9 protein-coding genes are annotated in these 16,762 nt (G+C 44.3%); 2 read left to right on the forward strand and 7 right to left on the reverse strand.

The features are described 5' to 3' along the window. The first annotated feature begins 46 nt into the window (after positions 1-46). Positions 47-2,077, forward strand: coding sequence for a cation:proton antiporter (locus O3Q51_05420; protein MCZ4408236.1), 2,031 nt, complete (start codon positions 47-49; stop codon positions 2,075-2,077). 34 nt (positions 2,078-2,111) lie between these two features. Here O3Q51_05420 and O3Q51_05425 read toward each other — a convergent pair whose 3' ends face one another. From O3Q51_05425 to O3Q51_05435, 3 genes are all read right to left on the reverse strand, one after another. Beyond that, positions 2,112-2,984 (reverse strand): pirin family protein, encoded by an 873-nt coding sequence (locus tag O3Q51_05425; GenBank protein ID MCZ4408237.1) that lies wholly within the window; start codon positions 2,982-2,984, stop codon positions 2,112-2,114. A gap of 81 nt (positions 2,985-3,065) precedes the next feature. Then, entirely contained in the window at positions 3,066-4,124 is a 1,059-nt protein-coding gene (rsgA, locus tag O3Q51_05430) for a ribosome small subunit-dependent GTPase A (GenBank protein ID MCZ4408238.1), read from the reverse strand. 433 nt (positions 4,125-4,557) lie between these two features. Beyond that, complete coding sequence (locus O3Q51_05435) at positions 4,558-9,270, reverse strand: choice-of-anchor I family protein (protein ID MCZ4408239.1); 4,713 nt, start codon at positions 9,268-9,270, stop codon at positions 4,558-4,560. Between the two features lie 312 nt (positions 9,271-9,582). Here O3Q51_05435 and O3Q51_05440 point away from each other — a divergent pair, with 312 nt between their 5' ends. Further along, positions 9,583-10,464: a zinc-dependent peptidase gene (locus O3Q51_05440; protein ID MCZ4408240.1), complete on the forward strand. Its 882-nt coding sequence runs from the start codon at positions 9,583-9,585 to the stop codon at positions 10,462-10,464. 43 nt (positions 10,465-10,507) lie between these two features. Here O3Q51_05440 and O3Q51_05445 read toward each other — a convergent pair whose 3' ends face one another. Genes O3Q51_05445 through O3Q51_05460 form a run of 4 tightly spaced genes read right to left on the reverse strand, consistent with a single transcriptional unit; the run spans position 10,508 to position 16,759 of the window. Continuing rightward, complete coding sequence (locus tag O3Q51_05445) at positions 10,508-11,611, reverse strand: hybrid sensor histidine kinase/response regulator (protein ID MCZ4408241.1); 1,104 nt, start codon at positions 11,609-11,611, stop codon at positions 10,508-10,510. Continuing rightward, positions 11,611-13,779, reverse strand: a complete 2,169-nt coding sequence (locus tag O3Q51_05450) for an ATP-binding protein (GenBank protein ID MCZ4408242.1) — start codon at positions 13,777-13,779, stop codon at positions 11,611-11,613. The genes O3Q51_05445 and O3Q51_05450 overlap by 1 nt, the downstream gene beginning before the upstream one ends. Next, the gene (locus O3Q51_05455; protein ID MCZ4408243.1) at positions 13,767-14,483 is read right to left on the reverse strand and encodes a hypothetical protein; all 717 of its coding nucleotides are present in this window, start codon (positions 14,481-14,483) and stop codon (positions 13,767-13,769) included. Before O3Q51_05455 ends, O3Q51_05450 begins: the two co-directional genes overlap by 13 nt. Then, complete coding sequence (locus O3Q51_05460; GenBank protein ID MCZ4408244.1) at positions 14,480-16,759, reverse strand: Rv1355c family protein; 2,280 nt, start codon at positions 16,757-16,759, stop codon at positions 14,480-14,482. Before O3Q51_05460 ends, O3Q51_05455 begins: the two co-directional genes overlap by 4 nt. Positions 16,760-16,762: the final 3 nt, after the last annotated feature.

Here is a 16,762-nt window from a genome sequence, read left to right on the forward strand (position 1 = left end):
TGGCCTAGCATTTAAAAATGAACAGAACTTTTGAAACCGAACTTTGATGAGCCTGATCGCTATACTTCTTGCCGGTACTACTGATATTCCCTTTCTGAAAGAGATCGTCCTCATACTCGGGCTTTCAGTTCTGGTCATCTACATCTTCCGAAAAATTAAGCTGCCGGCTATACTTGGTTTTCTCGCCACGGGGATTCTATTCGGACCCAATGCCTTAGGACTGGCAAGTCGTGGATCCGAGATCGAAATGCTGAGCGAAATCGGGGTCATCTTACTATTGTTTATTATCGGTTTGGAGTTCAGTCTCAAGAACTTGATGTCCATCCGAAAGGTGGTTTTTATAGGTGGCTCCATCCAAGTCTTGCTTACCATCGCCATCACGGCGGGCATTAGTTTCCTACTCGGTTACGAGCTCACCGAAGCGGTCATGCTGGGATTTCTTTTTGCCTTGAGTAGCACGGCTATTGTACTGAAGCTACTTCAAGAGAAGGGACTCATGCGCAGCAATCATGGTAGAATCAGCTTAGGGATATTGATTTTCCAAGATATTATCGTCGTTCCGATGATTCTATTGGTTCCCATCATTTCGGGGCAGGAGAGCAATGTTTGGGGAGCATTAGCTATCCTTTCGGGAAAGGCGCTTTTCCTTGTGGTAGCGATTTATGTTTCTGCGAGGTACTTAGTGCCGAAACTCTTACACGAGATTGCAAGGACCAGAAGCCGAGAGTTATTTCTGATCACCATTATTGTCATCTGTTTTGCGGTGGCCTTCGTTACTTCACTCATGGGACTTTCGCTCGCACTCGGTGCCTTTATGGCGGGTCTATGCATCAGTGAGTCGGAGTACAGCCATCAGGCTACAGGTTTGATTATTCCCTTTCGAGAAATATTTACCAGCTTCTTCTTCGTATCAATCGGAATGCTGCTAGACCTCAATTTCCTGGTGATGAACTTGCCACTCGTGCTGCTTTTTACCGTTATGGCAGCCATCGTAAAGTTTGGCGTGCTCGTGCTGGCTGCTCGGGTTTTGAGGTTTTCACTAAAGACCAGTATCCTTGTAGGGCTTAGCTTATTGCAAATCGGTGAATTTGCCTTTATTCTTTCCCGCACGGGTATGGAAGCCGGATTGATTTCTGAGCTGACCAATCAGTACTTCCTTTCTGTTTCGATTCTAACGATGGCCGTCACTCCATTCCTTATCGACTTCGGCGAACGCATTGCCAATTTCCTGATGCGGACACCGATGAGCAAATTTGTCAATGACACTGATCCAACCGAGACTGAGCAATCGACGGAGTTGGTCGCAACACTAAAAGCTCACCTCGTTATCATTGGTTATGGAACCAATGGTCGTAATGCGGCAAGGACGGCCAAGGAGGCCAAGATTCCTTACGTCATCATAGATCATGACGCTGACACTGTAACCACTGCAAGGGAAAAAGGGGAGCACATCATATTTGGCGACGGCAGCAATCCCTTTATTTTGGAATACGTGCATATTTATCAAGCACGCGTGGCCGTGGTAGCCATCAATGACCACCAACGTGCATTGGAAGTCGTAGCAAATATTCGAGAAATATGCAATACGGTTCACATCATTGCACGCAGCCAAAGCATACCCGAAACGGAGGAGCTCTTGCACATTGGAGCCAGTGAGGCCATCAGCCAGGAATTTGAAGCTTCTGTAGAAGTTTTTGCCAGAATGCTCAATCAATTCTTGATTAAACCTGACGAGATAGATGGCTTTATAGATATGGTACGCGACGAGGCCTACTCAGAAGTTCATTCTAATTATCACTATTATAAAAAGGATGCTCTGGAACTCAACGAAATTCAAGCGTTGAATCTAGTCTTGACTGATTCTTGTCCCTTCACGGGAAAGAACCTCTGCGAAACGCCCATGATGGAAAAGTACAAAGTACGGATGATAGGCTTTTACAGAAACGGTCACTTTGTATCGAAACTCGACGGTGCCACACAGCTCCATGCAGGAGACGAGATTATTGTCTTTGGATCCGAGAATGACTTAAAAGGATTTAAGGCAGAGTGGGAGGGAAGGCCTGCGGTGGTAGCTTGATTTTAGTTGGTTCGATACTTTGTGTCTTAAGCTCCTAGTAAGGAATAGGTATATACGTATCGTCTCCATCCACTTCGGGGAATTTTTTAGCGATCCAATCTTCTTTTGCCCGTTTCAGGCGGTCTTTGCTATGTGATACAAAATTCCACAACAAGAAGTGTTCTTCCGGCAAAGGCTCACCTCCAAAAAGTAAGACCTGAGTATTTTTGTCCAGGCGAATTTCGCATGCATCATTTGTCTTGCTGATCAGCATCTGTCCCGCTTCAACTTTTTGATCTCCTTCGGTAATCGAACCTTTGACGATAACAAAGGCCACTTCCCCCGTGAGTTGTCCTCGTAGATTTAATGTGGTCGCTTTTTCGGCATGGATATCGACCATAAATAAAGGGGAGAAACCTTGGAGTGGAGCTGATTTTGCAAAGGCAGTCCCCGCAACCAATTTGAAGGTCAGCGTATCTGTTTTCCAGGTGGGAATATCAGTGCTCGGGTAGAAGTCAAATCGCGGACCCATTTCCTCCATTTCAGTTGGCAAGGCCACCCATATTTGGTATCCGTGCATGATAAATTCATCTTGAGTTCTTTTCGGTTTCGGCGTTCTTTCGGTATGCGTCACTCCGCTTCCTGCCGTCATAAAACCTACATCACCCGGGCTGATCACTTGTACCGTGCCGATGCTATCTCGATGCTCTATTTCTCCTTCGAAAAGATAAGTCAAGGTGCTCAACCCAATGTGCGGATGCTGGTCGACATCTACATATTTTCCATTCCCAAGTTTTGCCGGGCCCATATGGTCTATAAATGTAAAAGGCCCGACCTGACGTTTCTTTCTAAAAGGAAGCAGACGGCCTACCATAAAATTACCGAGGTCAGCTTGTCTTTCATCTACGAGCAGTTTATTGTTTGCCATAAGGTGCTTTAGTTTTAATTTTTTGGAAGACATCTTAGCCACGATGAGCAGCGTGAAGAGCATGCTTTAAGGCGATTTATACTAGTATTTGTCGCTATTCTTTTTCATGTTCTTGATTAATTTTCCCAAGTCTTTTCCTTTCTTTTTTCTTTCACGAGCATTTGACTCAAAATGCCTTCTCTCTTTTTCCATCTTGAGAAAATTCTCGTAGGTTTCGGTGTTCAGTTCATCATTTTCCAAGGCAGTTAATACTGCGCATTCATCTTCATTTGTGTGCTTACAATCATTGTACTTGCAGTTTTGCGACAGATTCAATACTTCCTCAAAAGTCATTTCAAGCCCTTCGGAAGAATCGGTCATACCTATTTCCCGCATTCCCGGATTGTCGATTAGTACTCCTTTTTCAAAAACAATTAACTCTCTATGTGTAGTCACATGCTTTCCTCGGTCTATACTTTCGCTTATTGCACCCGTTTCAGCCACTTTCTCGCCAATGATTGTATTGATTAACGTCGATTTCCCAACACCCGAAGAACCTAGAAAACAGTAGGTTTTTCCTCGGATTAGCCTCGAATTAATTTTTTCAATCCCGACATTTGACTCGTTGCTAATTGGGATGATAGGCACATGTTTAATTCTTGCGCGTACTTTACTTAACAAACCTGCCAGCTCTGACTCCTCGATCAAATCTATTTTACTTAAAACGATTATAGGATCAATTTTGGAGTCGTAACAAATGGTTAAGTAGCGCTCAAGTCTATTTACGCTGAAATCTCTATTGACGGATTGAACGATTATTCCGACATCAATATTGACGGCTATAATCTGGGTTTGACTCAACGTTCCAACTAGCTTTCTTTTTAAGACTGAACTTCTTGGAAGTACTCCATAAATTAATGCTTTGCCCTCATCATATTCTGAAACCGCCACCCAATCTCCAACTGAAGGCAATTGGTTCTTATCAGTAACCGTGAATCTTAGATTTCCAATCAATTCACAATCCAACTTGTTCGATTCAGTTTTGACCGTATACCGCTCCTTATGCTCTTTTATTACCCGTCCAATTCCAAAAGATTTCAGGTTTTGTTTCTTTCGGGATTCTTCAAATACACTGTTGTATCCTAGATCTTCGAGGGTCATTCTTCTATTTTAGTTCTTAGACGAAGTAGCGGGCAATTTTAATGCGATCCAATCTTCCTTCGCATGAAGACGCAGGATTTAGGAAAATCAAAGTAATGAGCGACACTATTCACTATTTATTTAAGGTTTATTATGAACATATAAGTAAGTAAACGAACCGAACCCAATAATCACTTGACACCTTTTTTATCGGGAAGTATCGGTAGAATAGACAATTGTAATTCTGATAAATCTATTGGAAAGGTAGAGAAAGAAAATTGGTTAAGACTATCATTAGTCGAATGCTCTCCACATAAAAGGCACAAAACAAGAATTCCAAGGGTCGCCATTTTGCTGTTTTAAGTCGTAGAATATTTGCCACAAAAAAAAACCGCCCCCTTTTCAGGAGGCGGTCTTCGTTTTAGATCCGATTGGTAATGTCAGATTGGTTATTCTATTTGATGATAAATCTCTGGGTAACTCTTTCGGCTCCTGATGTATAGGATACTGTATAAATTCCCGCAGGGATACCATTTGTTTCCAAACGCAGGGTTTGGTTTGACTCAACAGCTACACGCTGCTGTGTCAAGGTGCGTCCAGTGATGTCTCTCATCTCTATCAAACCTTCTGTAGCCATGCCATCGGCATTGCTTAGGTTTAGGTTGATGTGCCCCACATTGGATGGATTAGGGAATACCGTCATGGCCATGCTGCCTTGAGCCGCATTCGCATGAATTCCGTTTCCATTGATTTCGGCAATAGCCGCACCACCCAATGGAATAAAGAACTCAGTGGCAGAATACTCGCTCACAACCAATGGCTCCTCAGAACAAGCGCAGCGCACTTCCACTTGGTAAGTCTGGCCGATTTGAAGCTGAGACTTTGGTATCTTTCTTCGGAATGGTTCAGTGCCGTCTTCATCAGCATATACGAATATGGTCTGTTGAGGGCCGTCAATCAATCCTCCCCGTACTTGACAAACCGTGGAACCTGGTACCGGTGTCCACTTGATCACCACAAAGTCTGAACTGGAGTTTTGCAATACGCCTACTTGCTCAGGAGCGGGGAAGAATCCTTCGGCGCAGAATACGAATACATCGTCGTCGCGCTCGTTGATGTTCTGGATTCTTTCGTCTTCATCGATTGGCGTTTCAGCGTCCATGTAAGGTGTTTCAGAAAAGAAGGTGTTCAGGTATTCAGCGAAGGCATCTTGCTCGCTTCCCGCAGGGGCGAAGTCAAATGTTCCCACGTCCAATCCTGCCGTGTCCAGATCTACTCGATTTTCTCCAAGTTCTTCAAAAGGGTATCCGTCTCCACCTCCTGCGAGGAAATTCAGGGTAACCACCTTAAAGACTCTTTGGGAATCGCCGCTTATTTCTCCATCGATTACCACAGAGTCCAAAGGCAAGCCTGCCTCATCTACAATGACCAGGTTTTGGATGCGCGAACCAGGCGCCACGATGGGATCAAAAGAGACCTTCATACCACCGATTTGTGGAAATTGACCCGGTGTAGCTCCTTCTTCCGTGGCGCTGAAGCCATGCTCCATCACCGCGAGAAGATCAGATGCGCTCAATTCTAAAACAGAAAGTCTGTTGTTAAATCGAAGGGTGTTCTCCACATCCAGCTGAGATACTTCTCCTTCCAGTTTTCCTGAAATGGCGTTGGCTTGTGGAGGCAAGAACTCAAATACACCCGGAGCTACTTCGTCTACCTCGCCAATGGCCGCTCTGATACCACCACCGTTTTTGATTGAGACAACCACTTCTGAGTCATACTCTTTCGCTACGAAGAGGTTGGCATCGGCAGAGATATTACCCATATTGGTTTCCTCGGTGCGCACACGCTCACGTCGTCCGTCGAGGTACACATCGGTCAATCCCAAGATGTTTCCGTCTTTTGAAATCACGACATCGTTTACCGCATTGGTCAATCGACTTACCAATTCTCCTTTTGAGTTTTCAGCGAAAGCCATTGAAGGATCGTCATATACCTGAGCGATCATCTCGTCGTCGGTAGCGTAGATTCCATTTACACCTTCGTTCAATGAAGAAAGAAGTACAACTCCCGCTGCGTCGAATCCTACTACCAAGCGACCTACATAGCTGTACTCACCATCGGTGCTTACGATTAGTGCAGGCTCTCCGTCTAGGTTTTGTGAAACAAAAGGATAGTTGTCTTCCGCCTCGTCGCCGCTGCGCAGTCTGTCTGTTTGGTCAGCCAAGATTCTGTCAGAACCACCCGCCAATACGATGTCTACACCGCTGAGCAATCCTACGAGCTCCTGCTCGAGAGAGAACTGCTGCAAGTGAGTAGCCAAAATGATTTTGTTTGATCCAGCGGCAATGAGGTCGTCGATTACAGGCTGCAAGATGGCCGCCAAAGCAGGCATATCATTGCTTCCTCCGTTGATGACGCTCACACCGTTGGTGGTAGTGATCGACTCCAATACTTGTGTCGTGGCACCCACTACTCCGATCAATTCGCCGTTGCGCTCAATCAGTGTAGAAGGGGCAATCTTTGGTGCTGCACCTGCTGCATCAAGATCTGATGGCAACGATTGGAAAGCGGTGTTTGGCAATAGCTCATCGGTAAACAACCCCGATAGGTTATCGTCTCCTGAGAAGTCGAGATTGGCACTGAGGTAGGGGAATTGAGCTCCCAACCAGCGTACATCTCCCAAGCCTGCTCCGCGGATATCCGTAGCGATAATCTCCTCTACGATTGCGGTTCCATTGTCAAACTCGTGGTTTCCGAGTGTAGACGCATCAAAGCCAATGATGTTGGTAATGGTGATATCTGCTCTTCCACCGGCTTCGCGCAAGTTGTTCAAGCCGGGCTCACCAAAGAGGTCTTGGTTTAAATCCTGAAGCACCGCTCTGATGCTTCCATCTGAAGAAGCATTGAAGAACGGGCCCGGAATATAGTTGTCACCTGAAGAGATGCGAACGGTGTTGGTGTACTTATCTTCGAGCACATCTACGATAGCGGCAAAGTTGGGCGCACGACCGATGGCGTCAACTCCTCCTTCCAAGTCAGATGCGTGTAGAATTTGCAGTGTGTAATCGGGAGAGGAAACACCGAAGAAAGAAACGGTTCCGCTTACCTCGTTGGCTACCATGATGATGGTTTCACCGGTTGGACTGTCCGCAGCATCGATTACTTTAATGTCTTCAGGACCTAGATCTCCTGCGGCAGGATCTTCAGCGTCTACGCTAAAGTCTCGGTTGTTGATGTAGTTCTCAAACTTAGGAGCGGTAGGGTCGGTAATGTCGTAGATCATCACTCCGCCCACTCTTTCCAATCCGATGAAAGCGTATGGTTTTCCGTTGATTTCAGTTACCGCGATGGCTTCGGGCTCGGGGCCTTTGTCATCACTGCGGCTTTTGAAAGAATCGTTGTCATCGTTGTTTGAGTTGAAGAAAGGAGCGAGGTAGTCGGCAGTGATTTGCTCGAAATCATCGGCACTGTCCCACACAAGGTTTCCCGCTTCATCCCAAATAGAAAAGGAGCGCGCTCCGTAACCGAATATTTCTTCGTACTCTCCGTCATTGTCTGTATCACCAGCAGTAAGCGTGATGTTCAACCGACCGAGGTTCTCATCCATTTGAAGTTCGGCGTAATTTGGGAACGCTACTGAATCCAACGTGAGGTCTCTCACGCGGTCTTCTTCGCTGTACCCATCGTAGTCACGCGCGTCACCTTCATTGGCCGTAAGAATGTAAGTGCTTCCGCCTACCGAGTAAGAAGTCATGGCATCAGGCATGTAGTAGCTCTTTACCGGCCAGTTTTGAATTTCGATTCCTTCCCCATCATTGCTGGCGTCAATCCCATTGCCGGGAAGGTTGTAATCTTTTGTGCCAAGTGCCCACACATCAGCGATGGTATTTGTCATTAGGTCAACCACAATGATTCCATTGTTTTCCTGACAAACCGCGTAAGCTGTTTGAGAATCGTCAGAAACCGTGATGTATTCGGGCTCCAAATCTTGTGCGATGCTTGCGTTGGGGCCGAAGATTCGAACGCCTTCTACATCGGCCATGGTCAATGAGTCAAATCCTACCGTTTCTACCGTAGCTGAGGCTGCACCGCCTGATACGTCTATTACAGAGACGCTTCCTTCAGGGTCTACATCGTAAGCATCGTTTGGCTCACCTTCGTTGGCTACCACCACTTTGTTTCCGTCAGGGGTGAAGGTCAACATATCGGGAAGCGCACCCACGGTTACATCGTTGATGTAGTTTCCGTCAGCATCGTAAAATACGACCGCTCCGGGGTCTTGTTTAACCACAGCTTCAACTGCCACTGCTATTACTCCATTTGAAACGGCAACACTATTAGGTGCAGCGCCATAAGCAGATACGTCAATGCTATTGATCAACACAGGTGAAGCAGGGTTTGAGATATCCAGTACTTCTACCGTATTGTCATTGCTGTTCACAAAGAAAACTCTTTGAGTAGCCGGGTCATGAGCAGCAATTTCTGCTGCACTTTCGTCGAAAACTCCTGTAGCATAGGTGCCGAGTAGACTGAGGTTTAACTGATTTTCGAAAGCCGTTGGACCGCTTGATGGAGGGGTAACGCCACCAGGGGTTATGAAAGTTCCCAGAGGCACGGGAGTAGCAGCGGTAGCGTTGTCCACTTCACCGTCGAGTGCGTCAACTCCACCAAAAGTCCAGTCGCTTAATTCAAACGTAGTGGAAGGAGTGGAGTCATCGTTGCGACGTGCCCAAGAGTCAGCGTATTCCCAAGCCTCGCCTGAACCATCTACGTCAATGGCTCCGAATACGTCAACGGCTGCGCCGTCTTTGAATAATTCTACGGCATCATCACCGTTGATGGCCATAGCGCCGTCGGCGTAATTGGGTGCAAATCCAAAGAAAGCCGTGAATTGTGGCATTTCTGAAGCGACATAAATGTAATCGCCTGCTGAAGCAGACCCTGATAAAGTGAATTCTTCGCCATCAGAGCCGCCGCCGTTGTTGGCAGACCCAACTCCGTAGGCGCTGAGATCAGCAATGTCATTGATCGCGTAAAGTTCCACTCCCTTTGGAGTCCCACCCAAAAGGGGGCCGTCGTAAACGGCAGAAATAATGAGATCGCTTTGCCCGAAGACTCCGAAAGTCAGCAGGGAAAGACCACCCAATAAAATAGATTTGAGCATCATACCTTAAATTTTTAGATTGGTTTGTGAGTGGTCAAAATTAGTGCTGACCACTCCGGTATGTCGACTTGGGCTGTTTAAGAAAGCCTTATTAAATCCTTAAGCTTGGAGGCCGCAACTACTGACGTTTTATGGAAAGTGTTCCATAAAATCAGCTTTTTAGAAGTGAAATTTTATCGCCTGGGTTTACCCAGTGTTAAGTGGGTTTATTTCGGGGTAACCTGCAGTTTACAAATCAATCTATCTCGACATCGATCCTTTAAGATGATCTACTTGATTTGACCTATTTTTGGACTTAGTATAAACTGAAGATTGTTGTCTGTTCTAGTTGCTGTTGTTTTTGGTAGTTTTTTTGTTTGGCTCTTATTTCGTTCGAAAGAGGTAAAGAGTGGCTTGGACGTTCCCGAAGTATTTCCACTCGAATGGCGCACCTATTTGCTTACCGAGGTCAACTTTTATGCTGCGCTTAGTAAAACCGATAAGGCCGTTTTCGAAAAAGACGTTTTGAACTTTTTAAAACGCGTACGGATTACCGGAGTGCAAACTACGGTAGACGATCAAGATCGTTTGCTCGTAGCGTCTAGTGCAGTAATCCCCGTATTTGCCTTCCCTGAATGGGAGTATAGTACTTTGCATGAGGTGCTTCTATATCCTGATTTGTTTGATGCCTCCTTCAATCTGGATTCAAAGAAACGCAGTATCAGCGGTATGGTAGGTAGTGGGGGAGTCATGAATCGGGTAGTAATTTTTTCTAAGCCAGCGCTGCATAATGGATTCGATAATATCACGGATAAGCATAATGTCGGAATACATGAGTTTGTGCATCTTTTCGATAAAGAAGATGGTCAAATAGATGGCATTCCTAAAGTATATATGGATAATCAGGCTCTCTTGCCTTGGGTAAAACTGATACACGAAAATATGGCTGAGATGCTGAGAGGGAATAGTGATATAAATCCCTATGGTGCGACTAATAGCCAGGAATTTCTGGCGGTGACTTCAGAGTATTTTTTTCAGCGTCCTCGATTATTAAAGGAGAAACATCCTGAGCTATATGAGGTATTGAGTAAAATTTTCAATACAGATTTGGCAGAGACATTAGATGGTGATATGCCGCTGAGAACAATAGGTCGAAATGATAAATGTCCATGCGGAAGCGGAAAGAAATTTAAGGACTGCTGCATGCTGCATTCCTAGATATACACTTGATTTTGGTAATAGCCTGATATGAAATTAGAGCCTAGTTGTTCGTTTCAAGGCTGGGAAGATTGATTTCAAACTCGGTGCCTACATTGACTTTAGACCTGACAGAAACGTTTCCTTGAATTTTATCGATTGCCTGTCTGACCAGATATAATCCCAAGCCGCTACTTTCTACAGTTGTTGCAGCACCCTCTGAGAAGAATATCTCAAAGATCTTTTTCAATTGTTCAGGCGGTATGCCTTTCCCTTCGTCTCCAACAATTATTTTGTAGCCTCCTCCTGTGTTTTCAACACTCACACAGATCTGATAAGGTGTATTTTTTTCTCTAAAACCGTACTTGACAGCGTTCGTGATAAGATTATTCAGGGCTATTTTCAACCGAACCCGATCTGTGAAAATGACGGTTTCTAGATCAACATTCACCTTAAAACTAACATCACTATTGTAATTCATCAATGGCTCGATAATCTCATTTACAAGCTGATTTAAATTAACGTGTTCAAGGATCAGATTGGTCTTTAGATTCCGATAGTATTGCAGAGTAGTTTGGATGTAATCATCCATTTTTCGAATACTACTGTTCATGAGTTCAAAATACTCTTGAATCTGATCCGGATCTTTTTCATCACGACTAAGGTCAACCAGTCCCAGCAACGAGAGTAGGGGAGCACGTAAATCGTGAGAAACGCTGTAAACAAAGCGATTCAGTTCAGAATTTACTCTAAATAACTCTTCATTTTTTCGCTTTAGCTCGACCTTGGTTTTGTATGACTCATAAACAGTGTCAAGCGTTTTCTCCATCATATCACGATCCCAAGGCTTAACCAGGTACCTGTCAATATGGCCCTTATTTACGGCATCTATTACGGTTTGAGAACTCGTGTAGGCTGTTAAAAGTATTCTTTGTGGATCGGGGTGTGATTTGCACACCATTTGAAAAAATTCTACCCCGCTTACTTTAGGCATGCGCTGATCCGCAATGATGATATGCGGTTCTTCTTCTTCAATTAATGCCAATGCTTTTTCTGCAGAATTGGCCGTTCTGATGGAATGCGTTCTTCTGAAAGTGGCTTTAAAGGCACTCAAGTTGGGTTCCTCATCATCGAGGTAAAGAATGCTTATTTTCTCGTTTTCGGACATTATAGTTCAAGTTCGGACTTTATTCTAGCCTTAATGGGAAATTTAAGAATAAATTTTGTGCCTTTTCCAGGTTCAGTTTCTACGTTAATCTTGCCATGGTGGGTTTCAATAATCTTGAAGACAATACTCAAACCCAATCCGGTTCCCTGACCCACATCTTTTGTGGTGAAGAATGGTTCGAATATGCGGCTCTTCGTACCTTCATCCATTCCCTCACCCGTATCACTGATTTCTATTGTTGCGTATTCATCATCAGCACTTGTTCTGATCGTGAGAACAGAAGGTCTTTCAGGTGGGTTTTCTTCCATTGCCTGAAGACCGTTATTTACGATATTTAGAAAAACTTGATTGACTTTTCCGCCCATACACTCTACAAGGGGTAAGTGTTCTGCCAAGTCTATATTTACTTCAACTGTAGCGGGAATTGAGCTTTTTAGGATACTCAAAGTCGATTGAATACCTTCATTAAGATTAGATTCTTTGACGTTGGATTCGTCAATTCGACTAAAGTTCTTAAGTCCTTTTACGATTTCAGCCGTTCGTTTGGCACCTTCTTCGATTCCCTTGAGAAGTTCATCAACCTCCTGCCTGCTGTAAGTCAGATCTATTTCTTGTTTGAATTTTTCAATGGATTGCTTCTTTTCTTGAAAAGAAGTGGAGTCATTAATGGAATCATACATATCCAGAACGTCCAAGATATCTTTCACGTCGTAGCGCAATGGCTGAATGTTGGCACTTACAAAATTGATCGGATTATTGATTTCATGGGCTACGCCCGCAGTAAGCTGACCTAGTGAGGCCATCTTCTCAGCCTGTACTAGTTGTGATTGAGTTTCTTTGAGTTCAGAAATGGCGGTATTCAGTTTGGAGTTTGTATTTTCCAAGTCTGCCGTTCGCTCGCTTACCTTTTCTTCTAAGACGATGTTCTGCTCTTTCACTATTCTCTCATTCTCGAGAGAAACGCGCAGAGCCTGCTCTTGTGACTCACTTTTTTCTTTCTTGAGAATATTGATACGGTCAGCAAGAGCGATCGATAGCAATACAGCTTCTACGGCACTTCCAAAAAGCATCATATAATTGGTTACCGGATTAGAAGGGATAACTCCCGAGTCTTGCAAAGCATAAACGATAATTCCCGCTACCAGAACGCTCCATGCTAAGATGAAGAATTTTGCCGGAGAATATCCCTTTCGGTAGACGATTATACCGGCAGCCAAAATGTAAAAGGAAAGAACAGTAATGCCCACCTGAGTGGCCATATGGACAAATGGACTTGCGCCGAAAAGAGCCGCAATGAATACCAAAGTAAAATACCCATAAATAAACTGTGCGAAACGATTTACCCTCCGTGCATATACTTTGGTTCTCAAAAAGTCTTGAAGAAAGATAACGGAGGTAATGCTTACAAGGGCAGTAAATAAATAGGGGCTTCTGGAAGCAAGCCAAGCATTATCGGGCCACAAGAATTGCTGCATGTATCCTTCCAGCACAGCTTGGGTAGACCCGACTGCAATGATGTACAGTACATAAATCAGGTAACTCCTGTCACGTACAGTAAGGAATATAAAGAAGTTGTAGAATGCCATCACCAAAATAAGTCCGAAGTATGCACCAAAGAGCAAGTTGGAAATGAGGAGCAGCTTTTCAGAAGCTGCAATAGTTGTTACATAAATTGGCAATACGATTTGCTCGGCGGTGGTAACCCTGATCAGAATGGTTAGAACATCACCCTGAGGAATAGTAAGGTCAAGGATAAACGGTGGAGCACTGTATTTTCTGTGGTCAAAGTTTAAGCTTTCACCAAAGAGCTTTTCACAGATGATCTCTCCCTTTTCATCTAGCACGAAGATTTTTACAGTATCGAGTAGAGGTTGATGGATTTGAATCCTGTAGTGCTGATTTTCGGCGAGATTTTGAACGGATGTTTTAACCCATAAAGCGCCTGTATTAAAGCCAAGATTTGGCCTTGGCGCTTTCAAATCCTCAAAGTCTTGACTTAGAACATCATCAATAGTAGAGGAGAAGATCGTTTCTCTGAGGACGGATAGTTCTCTGCCCAAGACCCTTTTTTCGAAATCAGGGGTAAGTTTTAGCGTGTCTCCTGCCTGAAGGCCATCAGCACTCAGCAGAAGGGATAAGCCAAAGAGAAAAACACCTATTCTACCCATTCCAATTGTCCTACCGATTTGAGTTGAAGATCATGACTGTATAGAATCTTTTTATCATTACCAACATCCTCCATTAGTTCAATTTCAGGATTTGCCCTGAGTTTTAGAATCTTGTCGTAGTAAATTTGAGAAACGTCCTTCAAGGATTGTGGGTCTGCAGAAAGAACCCTCGCAACATAGTTACTATTGGGATAAATAAACTCTCCCTTATTTCCTAAACCTGTTTCAACTCTGAAACCCAGTCTCATGGCAATTTTTAACGTGTATTGAGCACAAATGGTGAAAATGGATGTGATGGGTAATTGATTGCAAATGGCCATACCTGCTACTGCCAAATTCATGGTTACACCTGTATTTGGTGCCATTGACCTGCTATTCCATAAACCGCACAACTCTGAGGTGCCTCCGCTAACGGCGTAATGCCTTACCATTTCATTAATATTTGGGTCAAAGTGATCAACTGCTTCTTGGACGGGTAGATCTGTCCTTCCATCAGCTACCTGTACGCGAATTCCACCCAGAAGTTCGCCTGACTCCTTATCAATCGCTTCTACCACATAGACATGAGGATTATAGGCCCAATCGTAATTGTTGGTGGTAATATTACCCAAGTTGAAGCCTTCAAGAACCTTACGATGTCCCATGGCATAGGTCAAACAGCTCTCCTCTTCGTCAATGGCTCGGTAAGCACGCAGATGAATCATTTATTCTTTTTAAAGTGCAGACTCAATTCACGCCTAAGGCTCTTGACCACGTCTTTTTGTTTGTAAAACAATCTGAAAATAAAGATAGGCTCCTCCTCTGTGTAAACTGGCATAATTTCTTGAAGTTCTTTAGCAATGGTTGTGAACTCGTGAAACTGATCAGAACTGAGGTCGCTACCGTCTTCTAATCGAGGAAGTAAGAGTGAGAGTGGAGATTGCGGCTGAAAGCCCATATTCAAGGCATTTGCAGCAATCCAAGCCCTTTCCATATCCATACCTGCTTGGAGGTAATCTAACCTCGAACGTTTAGGCCTGGTAATGATACCCAAAGCTGCCGCAGCTGAAGTGGACTTTCTAGAAAGCTTTTCAAATGCCGAACCACCTTTCCATTCTACAAGCTTATCGATCACTTCTCGGTTTCTGGCGAGCTTAAACCCCGTCAGCTCCCCGATTGTCAAATCAACTGTGGCAATATCGATCCCATCTTTGGTTGATTCTACTTCTTCCTTCGTCCATCGCATCTCTTCGGTAAAATTGCGGTGCCCCGTCGGATGCATTATTCTGAATCGTTCAGTTCGTGCTATTAATGCAGCCAGTCGATCAAACTCCTCACCAGGTTCGACTATGATTAGGTTTGATCCGTTCTTTTGGCTAGCTGTTTTTAATTTCTTTATGTCGCTTTGGGATAGCGGGATGCTCTGCTCTAAATTGCGATTGGTTTCTCTGTTCAATACATTTTCACCCAGCCATTTATCAAGTTCACTTGACGTTTTGCTTTCGGTTAAGCAAAGGTGTGCGACAATGTCTTTTTCATCTTGATTTGGGAAGAATGAAACTGAATTTTCATAGCCTTGATTTATTCCTTCCAGACATGCATTTTCCAATGATGCACCCAAGGCAATCATCGAAGCAATCTCATGATGATCGAGGAATGAACTAGTGAGATTTCTGTCAAATTTCAGTTGAAATACCTCATTCTTATTTGTCCATTTCCAAGGCTGCAGATTTCCTCCTGAAGGCGCGTGACAAGCCGTTTTAACTATTCGTTCTACTACTTGATCATCAAGTGATATTTTCCCTTCGTGCTTCAACTCAGGACCAAAGTCTTCGTCTGGTTTTGGCAATTTGATTTTGGACTCTTCCTTGGTTCCAGCATGCCTATCTCCGATAATCTCTTCTACATCCATGTAGTACCTTCCCGATTCATGGTATTTATCCAGAAAGATTCTTCTGACTACATCGGCGGTTATTCCACCACCCAGGGTCACCGCTGAAGCCAATTGCGGCCACGTCGAGATCGTCTCACCGATTTCAAGCATCGATGCTTTGGCTCGGGTCGAGATGGTATCAGCACCTACGATGGCAAGCATATAGGGTATCTTGTCTTCATTTGTTTCTAAGGTCTTGAGTTTCTCCGGACTCAAGTCTTCGACCATACCATGGAGTAGAGGACGGTCAGGTTCAAGGTCGAATCGCTCAACATCCACCATTCCTCGATCGCTAGCCTCCATCACTACGGGAATCTTCATCTCCCGAGCTTTCCATCTGGAGATGATTTTCATGTCCAAACCATCGCATTCATCAATCAAGAGGTCCAAGTCTCCTCCTTGGTGAAAGAACTCCTCGATATTGTTTTCAGTGAGGCCATCCGTAAAACACTTGATATTTAAGAAAGGGTCTATTTCTAGAATCTCTCTGGCTACTGATATGACTTTGGAAACTCCAAGGTTGTGCACACCTGTCCTGATACGGTTTAGATTGGTAAGTTCTAAAGAGTCAAAATCTGCTAATCGCAACTCTCCGAAACTCCGCTCCATGGCCATTGTAACTGCTACGGATTGACCTACAGACAAACCGATAAGTCCTACTTTTTTCTTTGCCAAAACCTTCTCTTCCGCAGGACTTATTTTATAGTGATTTCTATTTGTTCGTACTTCAATGAATTCCTTTTCGGGGAGCAAGTGCACCAATCGATTTGACCAAGGGAAGTAAGTCCACAATCCATAGCTGGTAATGTCGGTACCTCCAAGGTGCGTTAAAATGGCGCTTTCAATTTCTGATGGTGTTAATTTTTTCTTCGGGTGTCGAGCCTTAATGAGCTCAGCCAATTGACTTTGGATATCATCGGTAACCGCTGGCGACTTGCTATTAATTAAATGGGTCAACTCATCTTGCTCTGATACGAATTCCAATCGATAGAAAATTGGCATCCACGTAGTGACGTCGCTATGTTTTGCAGTGGCTAGAGTATCTTTCAGGAGTTTTTCCCGTATCATTAT

The sequence above is a fragment of the Cryomorphaceae bacterium 1068 genome (assembly GCA_027214385.1).
Taxonomy (GTDB): Bacteria; Bacteroidota; Bacteroidia; order Flavobacteriales_D; family Cryomorphaceae; genus JAKVAV01.